At 43.9% G+C, this 15579-nt stretch carries 11 protein-coding genes; 5 read left to right on the top strand and 6 right to left on the bottom strand.

The window, feature by feature from the left end; genetic code table 11:
- Positions 1 to 134: 134 nt before the first annotated feature.
- Positions 135 to 740, bottom strand: a complete 606-nt coding sequence (locus LHL20_RS14165) for a peroxiredoxin (RefSeq protein ID WP_159623246.1) — start codon at positions 738 to 740, stop codon at positions 135 to 137.
- A 291-nt stretch (positions 741 to 1031) separates the two neighbouring features.
- Between LHL20_RS14165 and LHL20_RS14170 the strand changes: the two genes are divergently transcribed.
- Positions 1032 to 1226, top strand: coding sequence for a bacterioferritin-associated ferredoxin (locus LHL20_RS14170; protein WP_159623248.1), 195 nt, complete (start codon positions 1032 to 1034; stop codon positions 1224 to 1226).
- A gap of 95 nt (positions 1227 to 1321) precedes the next feature.
- Here the strand turns inward: LHL20_RS14170 and LHL20_RS14175 are convergent, their stop codons facing one another.
- The 5 genes from LHL20_RS14175 to LHL20_RS14195 all read right to left on the bottom strand — a co-directional run bounded on the left by LHL20_RS14175 (position 1322) and on the right by LHL20_RS14195 (position 9502).
- Positions 1322 to 4168: a TonB-dependent receptor domain-containing protein gene (locus LHL20_RS14175; protein WP_226433798.1), complete on the bottom strand. Its 2847-nt coding sequence runs from the start codon at positions 4166 to 4168 to the stop codon at positions 1322 to 1324.
- Positions 4169 to 4496: 328 nt separating this feature from the next.
- A complete protein-coding gene (locus tag LHL20_RS14180; RefSeq protein WP_202264409.1) occupies positions 4497 to 5549 on the bottom strand; it encodes a FecR family protein in 1053 nt (350 codons plus the stop codon).
- A gap of 1 nt (position 5550) precedes the next feature.
- Positions 5551 to 6156, bottom strand: a complete 606-nt coding sequence (locus LHL20_RS14185; protein ID WP_159623252.1) for an RNA polymerase sigma factor — start codon at positions 6154 to 6156, stop codon at positions 5551 to 5553.
- A 98-nt stretch (positions 6157 to 6254) separates the two neighbouring features.
- Positions 6255 to 8843, bottom strand: coding sequence for a TonB-dependent receptor plug domain-containing protein (locus LHL20_RS14190; protein WP_202264406.1), 2589 nt, complete (start codon positions 8841 to 8843; stop codon positions 6255 to 6257).
- Between the two features lie 308 nt (positions 8844 to 9151).
- Positions 9152 to 9502: a Grx4 family monothiol glutaredoxin gene (locus tag LHL20_RS14195; RefSeq protein WP_202264405.1), complete on the bottom strand. Its 351-nt coding sequence runs from the start codon at positions 9500 to 9502 to the stop codon at positions 9152 to 9154.
- 341 nt (positions 9503 to 9843) lie between these two features.
- On the opposite strand from LHL20_RS14195, the gene sodB reads away from it, so the two are divergent.
- From sodB to LHL20_RS14215, 4 genes are all read left to right on the top strand, one after another.
- Positions 9844 to 10425 (top strand): superoxide dismutase [Fe], encoded by a 582-nt coding sequence (sodB, locus tag LHL20_RS14200; protein ID WP_159623258.1) that lies wholly within the window; start codon positions 9844 to 9846, stop codon positions 10423 to 10425.
- 278 nt (positions 10426 to 10703) lie between these two features.
- Complete coding sequence (locus tag LHL20_RS14205; protein ID WP_226433761.1) at positions 10704 to 12626, top strand: PrkA family serine protein kinase; 1923 nt, start codon at positions 10704 to 10706, stop codon at positions 12624 to 12626.
- 96 nt (positions 12627 to 12722) lie between these two features.
- Complete coding sequence (locus LHL20_RS14210) at positions 12723 to 14003, top strand: YeaH/YhbH family protein (RefSeq protein ID WP_226433762.1); 1281 nt, start codon at positions 12723 to 12725, stop codon at positions 14001 to 14003.
- A 20-nt stretch (positions 14004 to 14023) separates the two neighbouring features.
- Entirely contained in the window at positions 14024 to 15574 is a 1551-nt protein-coding gene (locus LHL20_RS14215; RefSeq protein WP_226433763.1) for a SpoVR family protein, read from the top strand.
- The last annotated feature ends 5 nt before the right edge of the window (positions 15575 to 15579 follow it).

Raw genomic sequence — 15579 nt, forward strand, 5'->3', positions numbered from 1 at the left:
CATAAAAAAATCCGATATCAGTTACCTGATACCGGATTTTGAAGCCTTGAAAAGATCGGTCAACCGATCATTAAATTCTTAACTGATCGGCATTAGCCCGTAGGCGCTGTTTTTTTATCTTTGCAAAAGCTGTCTTATAGTTTATCAGCTTCTTCAGACAAGTACTTAGCTACACCTTCAGGTGATGCATCCATACCCGCTTTACCTTCAGTCCAACCCGCTGGACATACTTCACCGTGCTCTTGGTGGAACGCTAATGCATCAACCATGCGTAGCATTTCGTCAACGTTACGACCAAGTGGAAGATCGTTCACAACTTGATGACGTACAAGACCATCTTCGTCAATTAGGAAAGAGCCGCGGAATGCTACGCCATCTTCTGGGTGCTCTACGTCATATGCTTGACAGATTTCGTGCTTAACATCAGCAACCAATGTGTATTTAACTGGACCAATACCACCTTGATTTACTGGTGTATTTCTCCACGCATTGTGAGAGAACTGAGAATCGATTGATACACCAATCACTTCAACACCGCGCTTTTTGAATTCGTCAAAACGCTTATCGAAAGCAATAAGTTCAGATGGGCATACAAACGTAAAATCTAGTGGGTAAAAGAAAACAACCGCTTTTTTACCTTTGATAGCTTCACTTAGCGTGAATGAGTCAACGATTTCACCACTTCCCAACACTGCTGCAGCAGTAAAATCTGGCGCTTGACGGCCTACTAGTACACTCATGAGTCTCTCCATTTAAATTGGATTGTAATAATAAGAAGCGGCCAAATAGCGTGGCCACTTTTTGAAATAAAATTTTGATGATTGGGTTATAGGTCCGAAACCTAAAATAACAACATGAAAACGTATCTTTTTTTACTGATCGTACCAATTTCAATCAAATAAGCGTTATGTACCAGAATGACTGTACACTTCTCACTCAAAAATTAAATTTATCTCGGCCCACAAACTTTACTTGCCAAACAGATGAATAACAATTATTATCATTTACAGATTCATTTGGAGTACGTTTTAATGTTTGTTTGTATGTGTTATGGGGTAACTGATAAAAGCATTCGCGCAGCTGTTGAAGAGAATGGCGTGGGAAATATGCGTGAGTTACGTCAGCACTTAGAGCTTGGTTCACAATGTGGAAAGTGTATTCAAATGGCACAACAGATTATCGACCAGACAATCATCGATGAATCTCTTTTCAAAGATGTGGGTTAATTACCACCTTATTCCGCGCTACTTTTTCAAACGGTTTCATTTCTATCAAAAGCCAAAATTCTAATGGCGCTGCTAGCGCTTGCGACTATTTGTAACTACTTAAAGTTATATTCCAACCCTAAATAGTAAAACGCACCATTGATGCCACTTGGCGACGTAGGTGGATACAAAGCACCAACTTCACCGCTAAACGGATTTACATCTGGAAGCGAATCAAATAAATTCTGTGCCCCCAATGTTGCACGTACGCTTTCACTGAGCTGCCAAGCGACTTGAGCATCGAACGTAGTAAGTGCGCCACCTATAATATCCATACCCGCCGATGCATCTAGGTGGTCTTCGTAAAACTCGCCATAATAATTGAAACGCCACGTAAAGGCCCATTTGCCTCTAATCTGTTCAAGCGTAATGTTACCTCGATGCGCGGGTAAGTTATCTTCTAACATGCGAATGCGCGCGCCGGTAAGGTTGGGTTGCATTGAAATAACCCCGTCGATTAGCGCAGGGTACAGTGTAACGCGCTCTACCTGAGTGTCAGTCCAGTTGTAGGCTAAAAGTAGTGTATTTTGCCAATCATTTAGCGCAAATCCGTAGTTCACTACAACGTCAATACCTTGGGTGCGCGTGTCAAAATCGTTAGTGAAATACTTTGCGGCGTTGTATTTCACAGCATCAGGACGACCTTGCGCAATCAAGGCGTTGATGTCCTGCTCTGTCAGAGGAATAGCAGATGTTGTACTGATGCGATCGGTCAAGCGAATATTGAAGTAGTCGATAGTGGCAAAGAATTGCTCATTAAATTGCATTACACCACCTAAACTAAAATTAACTGACTCCTCAGGCGTTAGAGGTGTCGCACCAAGCTGAATAGATATCAGATCGGTTGGTGGAAGAGTAGCTTGGTCCTCTAAGCCATTTAATCCATAAGCGGTGGTCACATTAATTACATTACTTTGCCCCACAGTAGGTGCTTTGAAACCAGTGTTTATTGACCCACGTAGTGCAAACCTATCGTCGATTTTGTAGCGCGTACTAAACTTGCCATCAAACGTTGACCCAAAATCACTAAAGTGCTCGACACGGGTTGCCACAGCGAACTGCCATGCTTCTGTTAAATAGAACTCCAGATCCGCATATAGGGCCCAATTATTTCGACTCCAATGCCCTGCCGATTGTGGTTGGTATCCTGGGAAGCCATTGGAGCCAATAGAAAATCCTTGAACAAGACCAAGTGGTGGCTCTAGCGCGAAGGGCCCAGCAATATAACTAGCCTCATCACCTGCTTTTTGAAAATACGTTTCTTTGCGCCACTCTAAGCCCACCGCGATACTGACAGGATCTTCAAAAATAGTTTGAATAAGCTTGGCAAAATCTAGGTTTACCGTTCGCTCCACTTGCGACACACTGCCAGGAGAAAACTCAGTAGGAGACTGAGGACCCAGTGACGGATTTACGGTATTTGCAATTGTATATTCTATATCGCTGTAACCCAGTGTCGCACTTGCGTCCATTGCCCAGCCTTGGGACAGTTCTTTACGCACACCAAACACAAGTGCGCCGTCAGTTATCGTTCCGCCAAAGCGCGGGGTAAACCCACCTGGAAACCATTCGTTAAAGGCGAAACAATTGGCGCCAAGTGCTGTTGAATTGTCGGCAATGAGTAAATAGTTAGGGTCGCTCAACACATTGGCATTGCCTAACGTAATTGATGGGCAGGTAATACCATTATCAAGCCCATCTAAATCAGCCACAATGAGTCGTCTTTCGCCTGTGGTGCTATCGGTACGGCTAAATACCCCTTCTCGCGTTTGTGGGTTTCTAAAGTAAAAGCCTCCCTCAATATCGCGCTGAGCCCCTGTGGCAAAACTGTACAGTTCGCTTCCAGACGCAAGTGTTACACCTGAGTTGACGGCAAACTTAATATCTTCATTAACATCAAGCGCCCCCCATATTTGGGAAGGACTTGAGATAAAATTGTTGCCCTGAGCAATGAGTTCAGCAGCATCACCCCGTTGAACGGAGCGAGATGTACCTTTTTGTTGACGGTATTCAACAGTAGCGTTAATAAAGCCATTATCACCTAGAGCAAAACCTTTGTTGCCTTGGAATTGAACCAGTTCACCGTCGCCTTCGCTATAAAGTCCGCTACGAAGTGCAATGCTGCCGCCGTGATTATCATCTTTTAATACAAAGTTGATTACACCAGCGATGGCATCAGAACCGTATTGTGCTGACGCGCCATCTCTTAATACTTCCACTTGCTGTAACGCATAAGCTGGAATGACCGATATGTCTGGTCCCTGTGCACCATCTGATAGGCCACCGCCAAGAAACGTGATAACCGCAGAGCGATGACGCCGCTTTCCGTTTAGCAACAATAAGGTGTGATCAGACGACATGCCTCTTAAATTAGCCGGTCTAACCAAACTACTTGCATCGTTGATAGGCTGGTCGTTAACGTTGAGCGATGGCACCATAACACTTAACATCGCAAGCACATCCGCATTGCCCTGAGAACTCAGCGCTTGCGATCCGATAATATCGAGTGGGACAGGTGAGTCGACGACACTTCTAGGAGAACTTCTTGTTCCTACCACGGCAATTTTCTCTAGTGCGTTACCCGTGTCTTCAGGTGCTGACTCTTCTTCCTTTTTTTGGGGAGCCTTTGCAACCAATGACGCGCGAGATCGTATACTAAGTGCCCCAGACTCATCAGTTACAACAGCAAGTTCAGTACCTTCTAAAAGCTGAACGAGTGCTTCATTAAGTGTAAAAGTGCCCTCAAGTGCATTAGTTTTTACACGCTTAGCCAAATCAAACGGGAACAACAACGTGGTATTCGCTTGTTTCGCCAATTCTGTGAGCGCTTCATTAGCATCTTGCGCGGGTATAGAGAAAGAAAAAGCATTGCTCTGAGTCGAAGGTGAATCTGTGCCCTGTATTTGCTGTGAAAACGCACTATGAGCCGAGCTTAGACAAACAAGAGAAGCCAACAAAGGCAAAATGCGATTTGTTTTCCTACTCTGCTTTTGACTGTATTTTGCGGTGGTGAGCGGAATATTACGCGACGAGCACACGCTAGCCCCATTTCTTTCTGAAATCGGGCTGACAGTATGCGCTATTAATTGCTTGTATTTTGCAATATTGCTATGTCGCAAGAGTAAAATCGGTGTGCTTATTATTTTAATTATATTGTCACATTAGTCGACACTATGCCAACTAAGAATGCCAACCAAGAATGGCCAAAAAACGCCTTGTTTTCAGGCGCCTTTAACCTTTTACTGCTGTAAGCTGGATACTATTTTCAGTGATTCTCTCATGCTCAATACTAAAACTGCTTTTAAGTGCAGACAATAGACCGTCAATGTCACCCACTTTGAAGTAACCTGCAACACGGCGCTTGCGTAAGCTTTCATCTGAAATACTAAACCTCATTGGCGTATAACGACCTATTTCGGCTAGAACAGCTTCTAGAGGCTCGCCTTTGAATACGATCATGCCCTGCTGCCATGCCAAATCATCATCAATATCGTTTTGAGACAGATTCTCACGAGCCTCGACTTTGCCTTGAACCGTCGCTTTCTCTCCGGCGAACATTAAGAGGCCTTCTTCAGTAATCGACTTCTTGCCAAAAAGCAGGTCATTGGAGGAGGTACTGAAGCGATCTTTCACTAATACTTTACCCTCAGTCACAACAAGTTCGAATGCATTATCATCTACATATTGCATGTTGAACGCTGTGCCTACCGCAGTCACCGTATTGCTACCAGCCGTTACAGAGAAGGGGCGCTGCTTATCATGGGCAACCTCAAAATGCGCCTCACCCCGCAACAACACGATGTTACGTGCATTTGAGCTAAAATCGACGGTGACAATAGAATTGGTGTTTAAATGAAGTTTGGACCCATCAGCCAAAACAACATTTTTCTGCTCCCCTACTCCGGTCTGTACTTTCTCACTGATATTGGCAAACTGTGGCGCAGATTCAAACCAAGTGCGCTGAACAATAACACTTAGCGCCACAGCCATAACAAAGAATGTGGCAGCCATTCCCCACATCATTTGCTTCGCCATACCTTTGTGCTGTTTTGCTCCGCGCGTATGAGATTGTGGGAACAAACCACTCAATTCGTTTAATACCGACATATCATCCCACAGGCTTGCGGCATCTAGCAGCGCTTGACGGTGCGAGTTGCTCTCGGTTAACCACTCGTCTAACTGATTTTTCTCTTCGTCGTGCAAACCGCGGTCGAGACGACTCACCCACAAGCATGCCTGCTCTTGGATATCTTCTTTGCTGGAAAACTGGCGAATATTGTTCATGTTAACTACGGCTTATGTCCTGAGTCGCATTGGCAGTGACACGGGGAATTTCACTGTCTTTTGACAGCTCGGCAAGATACCTTGAGCACATCATTAAACCTTTGGCGACATGCTTTTCGACTGTGCTTTCACTTAGCCCCACAAGTTCAGCAATCTCTTTCTGTCGCATGCCATACACTTTTTTAAGAAGAAAGACGCGTTTTACATCCGCAGACAAGGTATCTGTGGCTCGGCAAAAGTGAATAAAGCGCTCTTTGCTCTCTACATTTTTTTCTAAACTGTGCCCTACTAATTCGTATGGCAAATTATCCATATCATCTAACGGTTGCTTATTTTTATTTTCCGCTTTAGCAATATGATTCAGCGCCAAATTGCGCGCTGTTTTGAGCATGTAAGTACGCTCGTACTGTATTTCTTGTTTTAATTCGGCCTCGTAGCTTTTTATGAAAGCTTCTTGAACGATATCTTCAATGTCGTCGGCGCCAACAATAGAACCTACCGCACGCATTAATTTCGAGCGGTATTTTAAAAAGGTTTCAGCTACTGTCGACTTTCTCGTCATAATTTTAAAATTTTTGTGTTTCGATTTGCTTACAACGGCATTCATAATGCCATGTTTTGGTTTTTTTTCACGTTTTTATCGGCGGCTATTACGCAAACATAGGCCGAAAATATATAAGGGGGCCTAAGCCCCCTTGCTATTACTTAGAAAGTGTAAACACCTCTTAGGTAATAGAACCCACCGTTAATACCGATAGGTGATGTTGTCGGATACGCTGAGCCGGCAATCTGAGCATAGGTGATACCACCTGCATCAGTATTGTTTTCGTCAGGGTATTCATCAAACGCGTTCTTCGCACCTACAGTTACTGTGAACTCTTCAGTGAAGTTATATGCCACTTCAAAGTCGAACGTGATTTCAGAACCTACTTTGTCAATTGGCAATGCAGAGTCTAGGTGATCTTCGAAGATGCTACCGTAGTAGTTCATCCGCGCAAGGAAACGCCAGTCGCCATTAGTGTGGTTAGCCGTTGCACTGTAACGTACTGCTGGAAGGTTGTCTTCTAGCATGCGAATACGGAAGTCAGAGATATTGTCCGACGCGCGGTCAACTTCTGTCGATGTCCAGTTATATGCAAGTGAGAACTTGGTTTCACCGCCCATCATATCCATCGAATAATTCGCTACAACATCAACACCTTCAGTTGTAGTGTCAAAATCGTTGGTGAAGAAGCTGATTTCAGAGAAGCTAGATGCATCGCTGATACCTTGAGCAAGTAGCGTTGCAATATCTTCTTCAGTCAGTGCAATACCCGACGCTGTACTAATACGGTCAGTTAGCTCAATGTTGTAGTAGTCAGCGGTAATGAACAGACCATTATCGAAGTCAGCAACAACACCGAATGTGATGCTCTCAGACTCTTCAGGTGTTAACTGCTCACCACCTTTAAGTTGAGACACTGGATCCGTTGGAGGAAGCGTTGCACGGTCAATCAACTGGCCGCCAGTACCGAATGCTGTAGTAACGTTACGTACGTTGCTTTGACCAAGTGTTGGCGCTTTGAAGCCTGTAGAGAACGCACCACGGAACGCGATGTTTTCAAGGGCCTGCCAGCGGAATGCAATTTTACCTTTTGTGGTGTCACCAAAGTCAGAGAAATCTTCATAACGCAATGCACCAGCAAGCATGAAGTTTTCAGTGATATAGGCTTCTGCATCGATGTAAAGCGCAATGTTGTTGCGCGACACACGGCCTTGACTATTGGCCGCTAAGCCAGGGAAACCATTTGAGCCAATGCCAAAACCTTGTGTCGCCAACGGACCTATTTCATAAGATGCAGTATCGCCCGCAAAGCTTTCGTAACTTTCGTTTCTATACTGGAAACCAGTTGCAACGAATAGCGGTTCGTACAAACCAATATCGAACGGTTTTGTAAAATCAATATCAAGCGTTTGTTCAGATTGCGTGTATCGACCAGGGCTGAACTCAAACGGTGTATCTGGACCTAACGACGGGTTGATAGTGTTGCTAATAGCAAAATCAACTTCGTTTTGGCCTAAGTTTAAGCTCACGTCATAGGTGATATCGTTGTCTAACTCGCCTCGTGTACCGAATACCAACGACATGTCAGTTACTGTCCCACCAAAACGTGGTGTGAAACCGCCAGGTAGAATTTCGTTAAACGCGAAACAGTCAGGGTTATTCTGAACTTCGTTTATGTAACGTGGGTTTTCTAAAACGTTGTCCCCTACTACGATATCTGTTGGACAGTTACCCGACATATCGCCTGTTAAGTCGCCAACAAGTAAAAGTTGTTCGCCTGCTTCGTTTGTACCACCGTCGTTTACACCGCCGCGATTGTGAGGGTTACGAAAATAGAAACCACCTTCAACTTCACGCTCAGCAAAATTACCAAACATGTAAGCTTCCGCAGTGTTAGATAGCTCTAACCCTAGGTTAGCGAATAACTTGATGTCGTGTTTAATTTCAGGAGAACCCCAGATTTGCGCAGGGTCAGCAACAAACGTGTTGCCCGCGTCAATCAGACCAGCAGCATCTGCACGCTGAACACTACGCGACGTATCGTCTGCTGTGCGGTATTCCGCAGATAAGTTAACAAAACCTTTGTCAGATAGTGGTAAGCCAATGTTACCCGCCATCTGAATCATGTCGCCGTCGCCTTCGTAATATGAGCCATAGCGAGCTTCAAATGAACCGCCTTCAGACGCATCATTTAGCACGAAGTTGATTACACCAGCGATAGCATCAGAACCGTACTGAGCCGCTGCACCGTCACGTAGTACTTCTACTTGCTTTAATGCTGCTGCTGGAATAACTGAAATATCAGGGCCTTGAGCACCATCAGACAAACCACCACCCAAGAATGTAATTACCGCAGAACGGTGGCGACGTTTACCATTTACCAATACCAACGTGTGGTCCGACGCCATACCGCGAAGGTTAGCTGGACGAACTAGTGTTGATGCATCGTTGATTGGCTGGTCATTAACGTTGAACGAAGGAACAACGGTTTGCATCATAGATACCATATCAGTGGCACCCTGCTGCTTAAACTCTTCGTCTGAAATGATGTCAATTGGCACTGCTGAATCAGCAACTGAACGAGGCGCTGCACGAGAGCCTACTACAGCGATTTGCTCATAATCTTCAGCTTTAGCACTGTCTTCTGCTTCTTGCGCGTAGACTGGTGCCGTAGCCATTACTGAAAACGCAGCTGATGCAGCTAGTACGCCGCGCACGTTTTTGGTCAATAAAGACAAGGATGTATTCATGGTGGTTTCCCGAATTTTCTCTTTTACCTTGTTTGTTTTTTTGTGTGCCAAACATAGGTTGAGAGTGGTTGTTATTTTGTACCTTCAACACTGACTGATACGTCGTCAGTTGACTTTTTATAGAACGCAAGATGCTAAAAAACAAACCTTTTTTGATAAAATAAAAATATTTTTTCATTACATAGAGGATTTGTTTTTGTGACCTGTCTATATAGTTTTACGGGAATTTATGTGCGGTATTTTCGGGGCGTTTTAACCAAAAAAGCCGACTAAAAGCCGGCTTTTCAATCAAGTAATTAGAACTTCACTTATTCTGCTTCTTTGTACTTTGCAGCGGTCTCTTTAATAAGAGGTTGAAGTTCATTTTGCTGGAACATTTCGATAATAATATCGCAACCACCAACAAGCTCACCTTCTACCCACAACTGTGGAAAAGTAGGCCAATTAGCATATTTTGGTAGTTCAGCGCGGATATCTGGGTTCTGCAGAATATCCACATAGGCGAATGGTTCACCACATGACATTAGTGCCTGTGACGCTTGTGATGAGAAGCCACAACTTGGCAGCTTAGGAGAGCCTTTCATATAAAGAAGAATCGGATTTTCTTCAATTTGCTGCTTAATTCTATCTAACGTTGATTGGCTTTCAGTATTATCCATCGGATCCTCTCAGCGGAAAAAGTGTGTTCCCTAGAAGTGGGAATGCTAAAACAATTTATCAAGTGCACAATACCATAATTTTGCTATGCACACGTTTAACTTTCGTTAACTGGTGAGTCATTCGCTCACAAGGTACAAGTGATCTAATTGTGTGAATTTGAGTAATGTATATCTAAGAACGAAAAAATTCACATTTTTGTCATTGAGTTATAGGACTTTATCCCCACATCTGCGTTATGCTAATAACGTATTAATTCGGGCTTATCCCCTAAACGCATGGGACGAACAGGCATCGCACATGCGTGAGTAATTAAGAATACTAAACCAACATGGAGACCGTCATGGCTTTTGAATTACCAGCATTACCATACGAACAAAATGCACTAGAACCGCATATTTCTGCTGAAACGCTTGAGTACCACTATGGCAAGCACCACGCTACTTATGTAACTAAGCTTAACGGCCTAGTTGAAGGTACTGACATGGAAAACAAAAGCCTAGAAGAAATCATCAAATCTTCTGAAGGCGGTGTTTTCAACAATGCAGCACAAATCTGGAACCACACCTTCTACTGGCACAGCCTAAGCCCAAATGGTGGCGGTGAGCCAACTGGCGCACTTGCTGATGCAATCAATGCAAAGTGGGGTTCTTTCGCAGACTTCCAAGCTGCATTTAACGACAAAGCAGTGAACAACTTTGGTTCAAGCTGGACGTGGCTTGTTAAGACTGCTGATGGCAGCTTAGACATCGTAAACACTAGCAACGCGGAAACGCCAATCTCTGGCGACGAGTTAACGCCAATCCTAACGGTTGACCTTTGGGAACACGCTTACTACATCGACTACCGCAATGCGCGTCCTAAGTACCTAGAAAACTTCTGGGCACTAGTAAACTGGGAATTTGCGAACAGCAACTTCGCATAATCTAGCGCGTTAGTTACTTAACGATTTGAAAGCCTCGCAACTGCGAGGCTTTTTTGTTTTTTACGCTCGTATGTCAAGGCTCAATATTTATGCAGCCACGCACACCCTACTAAACACCCTACTAAACACCCTAGCTGAGACATTAAATTCTTCAAAAAGTTGCCTTTTTCGTTAGACGAAATCGGATAAGCCTATGCGAAAGTCTACTAATAATTACTAACGTTTTTGTGAATTCCTACTAAGCTGAAAATACGGGGTTCCGTATTTAAGGGGTATTCATGGGTATTTTTGAACACTATCAGAATCGCTACGAAGAGCGAAAACAGGAAGAGTTCACCATTGGGGAGTTCCTTGATATATGTAAAGAGGATCAACTCGCTTACGCAAACGCAGCTGAACGCTTGCTCAAAGCTATTGGTGAACCACAACTTATCGACACAGCAAACGACCCGGCATTAAGCCGTATTTTTTCCAACCGCGTTATTTCTCGTTATCCTGCATTCTCAGAATTCTATGGCATGGAAGAAGCTATTGAACAAATCGTTTCTTATCTCAAGCATGCTGCCCAAGGTCTGGAGGAGAAGAAACAGATTCTCTATCTCTTAGGGCCAGTCGGTGGAGGCAAATCATCCTTGGCAGAGCGGCTCAAAGAGTTAATGCAAAACGTGCCAATTTACATGTTAAAGGGCTCACCTGTTAACGATCACCCTTTTTGTTTGTTCGACGCCAAAGAAGACGGTGAAATTTTAGAAAAAGAATACGGTATTCCAAAGCGCTATCTAAAAACCATCATGTCACCTTGGGCGCGTAAGCGCCTTCACGAATTCAATGGTGATATTACGCAGTTCAAAGTAGTGAGAGTATATCCTTCTGTACTTGATCAGGTCGGTATTGCTAAAACCGAACCGGGCGATGAGAACAACCAAGATATTTCTTCGTTAGTAGGTAAAGTAGACATTAGACGCCTTGAGCAGTTTGCACAAAACGATCCTGACGCATACAGCTATTCAGGTTCGCTTTGTAAAGCCAATCAAGGGTTAATGGAGTTTGTCGAGATGTTTAAAGCGCCAATAAAGGTGCTGCACCCTTTGCTTACTGCGACACAAGAGGGCAATTACAATCCGACTGAAGGTTTTTCTGCTCTTCCCTTCGATGGCCTTATCTTAGCGCATTCTAATGAGTCGGAGTGGCAATCGTTTAGAAATAACAAAAACAACGAGGCATTTCTTGACCGCGTTTATATTGTGAAAGTCCCCTACTGTTTGCGGGTTAGTGAAGAAATTCGCATCTACAAAAAGCTGCTTGATAGCAGTGAGTTAAACGGTGCACCTTGCGCACCAGACACGCTAGAGTGTTTAGCGCAGTTCAGCGTACTTTCTCGACTTAAAGAGCCTGAAAATTCAAGCCTGTTTTCTAAGATGCGAGTGTATGACGGCGAGAGCTTAAAGGATACCGATCCTAAAGCGAAATCGTATCAAGAGTATCGCGACTATGCTGGCGTTGATGAGGGCATGGAGGGGTTATCCACACGCTTTGCTTTCAAGATTTTGTCTCGTGTATTTAATTTTGATCATCAAGAGGTTGCCGCAAACCCCGTACATTTGTTCTATGTGTTAGAGAGACAAATAGAACGGGAGCAATTTCCACAAGACACCGCAGACAGATATTTAGAGTTTTTGAAAGGCTATCTTATTCCGCGTTATGTAGAGTTTATTGGCAAAGAAATTCAAACCGCATATCTCGAATCATACTCTGAGTATGGACAGAATTTGTTTGACCGCTACGTCACCTATGCTGACTTCTGGATACAGGATCAAGAATATCGAGACCCTGAAACCGGTCAGTTATTTGACCGGGCCTCGCTTAACGCTGAACTCGAAAAAACAGAGAAGCCAGCGGGCATCAGTAATCCTAAGGATTTCCGCAATGAAATTGTTAACTTTGTACTTCGAGCACGCGCCAGCAATGCAGGCAAAAACCCTGCATGGACAAGCTATGAGAAGCTACGCACTGTTATCGAGAAAAAGATGTTCTCGAATACAGAGGATTTGCTACCTGTTATTTCATTTAATACAAAAGGTTCTGCAGAAGAACAGAAAAAGCACGATGACTTTGTCAATCGCATGACAGAGAAAGGCTATACACAGAAACAAGTTCGACTGCTGTGCGAGTGGTATCTGCGTGTTCGCAAGGCGTCTTAGCGCAATTGCTAAAAATGCGAACGGGACAAGTGTAGAGAGTGCATCTGCGCTCTTTGCACTTGTAGGTGTTATGTAAAACCTAACAAGCAGGTGAATATGGCCCATTTTATTGACCGAAGGCTGAATAGCAAAGGAAAAAGCACTGTTAACCGACAGCGTTTTATCAAACGCTATAAACAACAAATAAAGCGCGCCGTTTCAGACGCGGTGGGAAAACGTTCGGTAACCGATCTGGATTCTGGCGAACAAATAAGTATTCCTACTAGAGATATTTCTGAACCCATTTTCCATACTGGGCGTGGTGGTAGTCGAGATATTGTTCACCCTGGCAATGACCAGTTTACTGCAGGAGACAAAATTGAGCGGCCTCCTGGAGGCGGCGGCCGCGGTGCAGGCAGCGGCGACGCAAGTAACGAAGGAGAAGGCCAAGACGAGTTTGTTTTCTCAATTTCAAAGGACGAGTACTTAGACTTATTGTTTGATGATCTGGCCTTACCGAACCTCAAAAAAAATCAATTTGATAAAGTCACCCAATACGAAACATACCGAGCCGGATATCAAACTGACGGTGTGCCGAGTAATTTAGATGTTGTACGTTCTCTAAAGGGGTCAGTTGCCAGACGTATTGCACTGAGCGCAACTGATAAACGAAAGCTTCGTGAGTGTGAAGAAAAGCTAGAAGCGTTGCTTAACGATAAACATGACAACACGTTAGAAGTGCTCGCGCTTGAAGAGGAAATCGAAGCGCTAAAGGCTAAAATAGCCCGCGTACCTTTTATTGATACGTTCGATCTGCGCTTTAAAAATTACGACAAGCGTCCGCTTCCCTCGAGCAAAGCGGTAATGTTCTGCTTAATGGACGTGTCAGGCTCTATGGACCAAGCCACCAAGGATATGGCAAAACGCTTCTATATTCTGTTGTATCTTTTTCTTACCCGCACCTACGAAAACGTTGAAGTCGTCTATATTCGTCATCACACTCAGGCTAAAGAAGTAGACGAACAAGAATTTTTTTATAGCCAAGAGACCGGTGGCACCATTGTGTCGAGCGCCTTAAAGTTAATGGACGAAGTTGTCACAGAGCGATACCGCGATGGAAATTGGAATATATACGCGGCACAAGCTTCTGATGGCGATAACTGGGCAGATGATTCACCGCAATGCCGCGACCTTTTAGTTCAAAAATTACTACCTGCTACCCGTTACTATGCGTACATAGAAATTACCGAGAGGCAACATCAGAGTTTATGGCGCGAGTACGAGAAGGTAGCAGAAACCCACGACAACTTTGTGTGTAAGCATATTCAGTCTCAAGCGGACATCTATCCCGTATTTAGGGAGCTTTTCAAACGTTCAGAGCAAGATGCTAACGCGTAATACAAGGATAAGGGCTATTTATGACGACAGATACTACTGCTAGTGAAGTCAAAACATCGTCAGATACAACTCGCCATTTGTTGAGTGATGGTCCCGATTGGACCTTTCCACTTATTGAGGAATATGAACATCATATTGATCGCATTGCGAGAAAATTCAAACTTGATACCTACCCTAACCAAATAGAAGTGATCACTGCTGAACAAATGATGGATGCCTACGCCAGCATTGGCATGCCACTGAATTATAGCCATTGGTCTTTTGGTAAAAAATTCATTCAAACTGAGCAACAATACCGCCGTGGTCAAATGGGATTAGCCTATGAAATAGTCATTAATTCGGACCCCTGCATTGCCTATTTGATGGAAGAGAACACCATTACTATGCAGGCGCTTGTAATGGCACACGCGTGCTATGGTCATAATTCATTTTTCAAAGGTAACTATTTATTTAAAACCTGGACTGATGCGAGTTCGATTATCGATTACTTAGTATTTGCCAAGAATTATATTGCCAAATGCGAACAAAAGTTTGGCTTTGATGAAGTTGAGAATATGCTGGACTCCTGCCACGCTCTGATGAATTACGGTGTCGACCGATACAAACGTCCTCAGAAAATCTCATTGCAAGAAGAGAAAAATCGTCAAGAAGAACGAGAAGCCTATCTTCAATCGCAAGTTAATGAACTTTGGCGTACTTTGCCAGAAAGCAGTGCTCATAAAAACAAGGAGCAAATTCGATTCCCTCGTGAGCCACAAGAGAACTTACTTTACTTCATCGAAAAAAATGCCCCTCTGCTTGAGCCGTGGCAACGCGAGATAGTGCGCATTGTGCGGAAGATTTCTCAATATTTTTACCCCCAAAAACAAACCCAAGTGATGAACGAAGGCTGGGCGTGCTTCTGGCATTATCACATACTGAACCAAATGTATGACGAAGGTTTAGTAAGCGACAGGTTTATGATGGAGTTTTTGCACAGTCATTCCAGTGTGGTTATGCAACCGGAATACAACAGCCCCTATTACTCGGGTATTAACCCCTACGCACTGGGCTTTTCCATGTTTATGGATATCAAGCGAGTGTGTCAGTCGCCCACCGAAGAAGATTATAAATACTTACCTAGCATAGCCGGTAAAGACTGGCTTGAAACAGTACATTTTGCAATGCAGAATTTTAAAGATGAAAGCTTCATTAGCCAGTTTTTATCCCCTAAAGTGATTCGCGATTTTAAGTTGTTTGCATTGGAAGACGACACAGAAAAGCCGTTTATAAGCGTAAGTGCTATTCACGATGAGCTTGGTTACCAGACGATAAAAGAAAAACTTTCGGCACAATACAATTTAAGTAATCTAGAGCCGAATATCCAGGTGCATAACGTGGATGTACGAGGCGATCGCTCGCTTACGTTACGCTATATTCCTCAGCGAAAAATCCCGTTGGGAGACTCAAAAGACGAGGTAATGCGTCATCTCCATCGTCTATGGAAGTTCGATGTCCGATTAGAGCAAGACAATGGCGACGACGGTATTGAATTAATAGCAGAATGCAGACGAACACCGCAGGCTGAATAAGCCTC

Source organism: Alteromonas sp. McT4-15 (genome assembly GCF_020515205.1).
In the GTDB taxonomy this organism is placed as follows: domain Bacteria; phylum Pseudomonadota; class Gammaproteobacteria; order Enterobacterales; family Alteromonadaceae; genus Alteromonas.

Bases quoted from the DNA above. Each gene is read 5' to 3' on its own strand.
- LHL20_RS14165 (WP_159623246.1), bottom strand. From the start codon at position 740: ATGAGTGTACTAGTAGGCCGTCAAGCGCCAGATTTTACTGCTGCAGCA.
- LHL20_RS14170 (WP_159623248.1), top strand. From the start codon at position 1,032: ATGTTTGTTTGTATGTGTTATGGGGTAACTGATAAAAGCATTCGCGCA.
- LHL20_RS14180 (WP_202264409.1), bottom strand. From the start codon at position 5,549: ATGAACAATATTCGCCAGTTTTCCAGCAAAGAAGATATCCAAGAGCAG.
- LHL20_RS14185 (WP_159623252.1), bottom strand. From the start codon at position 6,156: ATGAATGCCGTTGTAAGCAAATCGAAACACAAAAATTTTAAAATTATG.
- LHL20_RS14190 (WP_202264406.1), bottom strand. From the start codon at position 8,843: ATGAATACATCCTTGTCTTTATTGACCAAAAACGTGCGCGGCGTACTA.
- LHL20_RS14195 (WP_202264405.1), bottom strand. From the start codon at position 9,502: ATGGATAATACTGAAAGCCAATCAACGTTAGATAGAATTAAGCAGCAA.
- sodB (WP_159623258.1), top strand. From the start codon at position 9,844: ATGGCTTTTGAATTACCAGCATTACCATACGAACAAAATGCACTAGAA.
- LHL20_RS14205 (WP_226433761.1), top strand. From the start codon at position 10,704: ATGGGTATTTTTGAACACTATCAGAATCGCTACGAAGAGCGAAAACAG.
- LHL20_RS14210 (WP_226433762.1), top strand. From the start codon at position 12,723: ATGGCCCATTTTATTGACCGAAGGCTGAATAGCAAAGGAAAAAGCACT.
- LHL20_RS14215 (WP_226433763.1), top strand. From the start codon at position 14,024: ATGACGACAGATACTACTGCTAGTGAAGTCAAAACATCGTCAGATACA.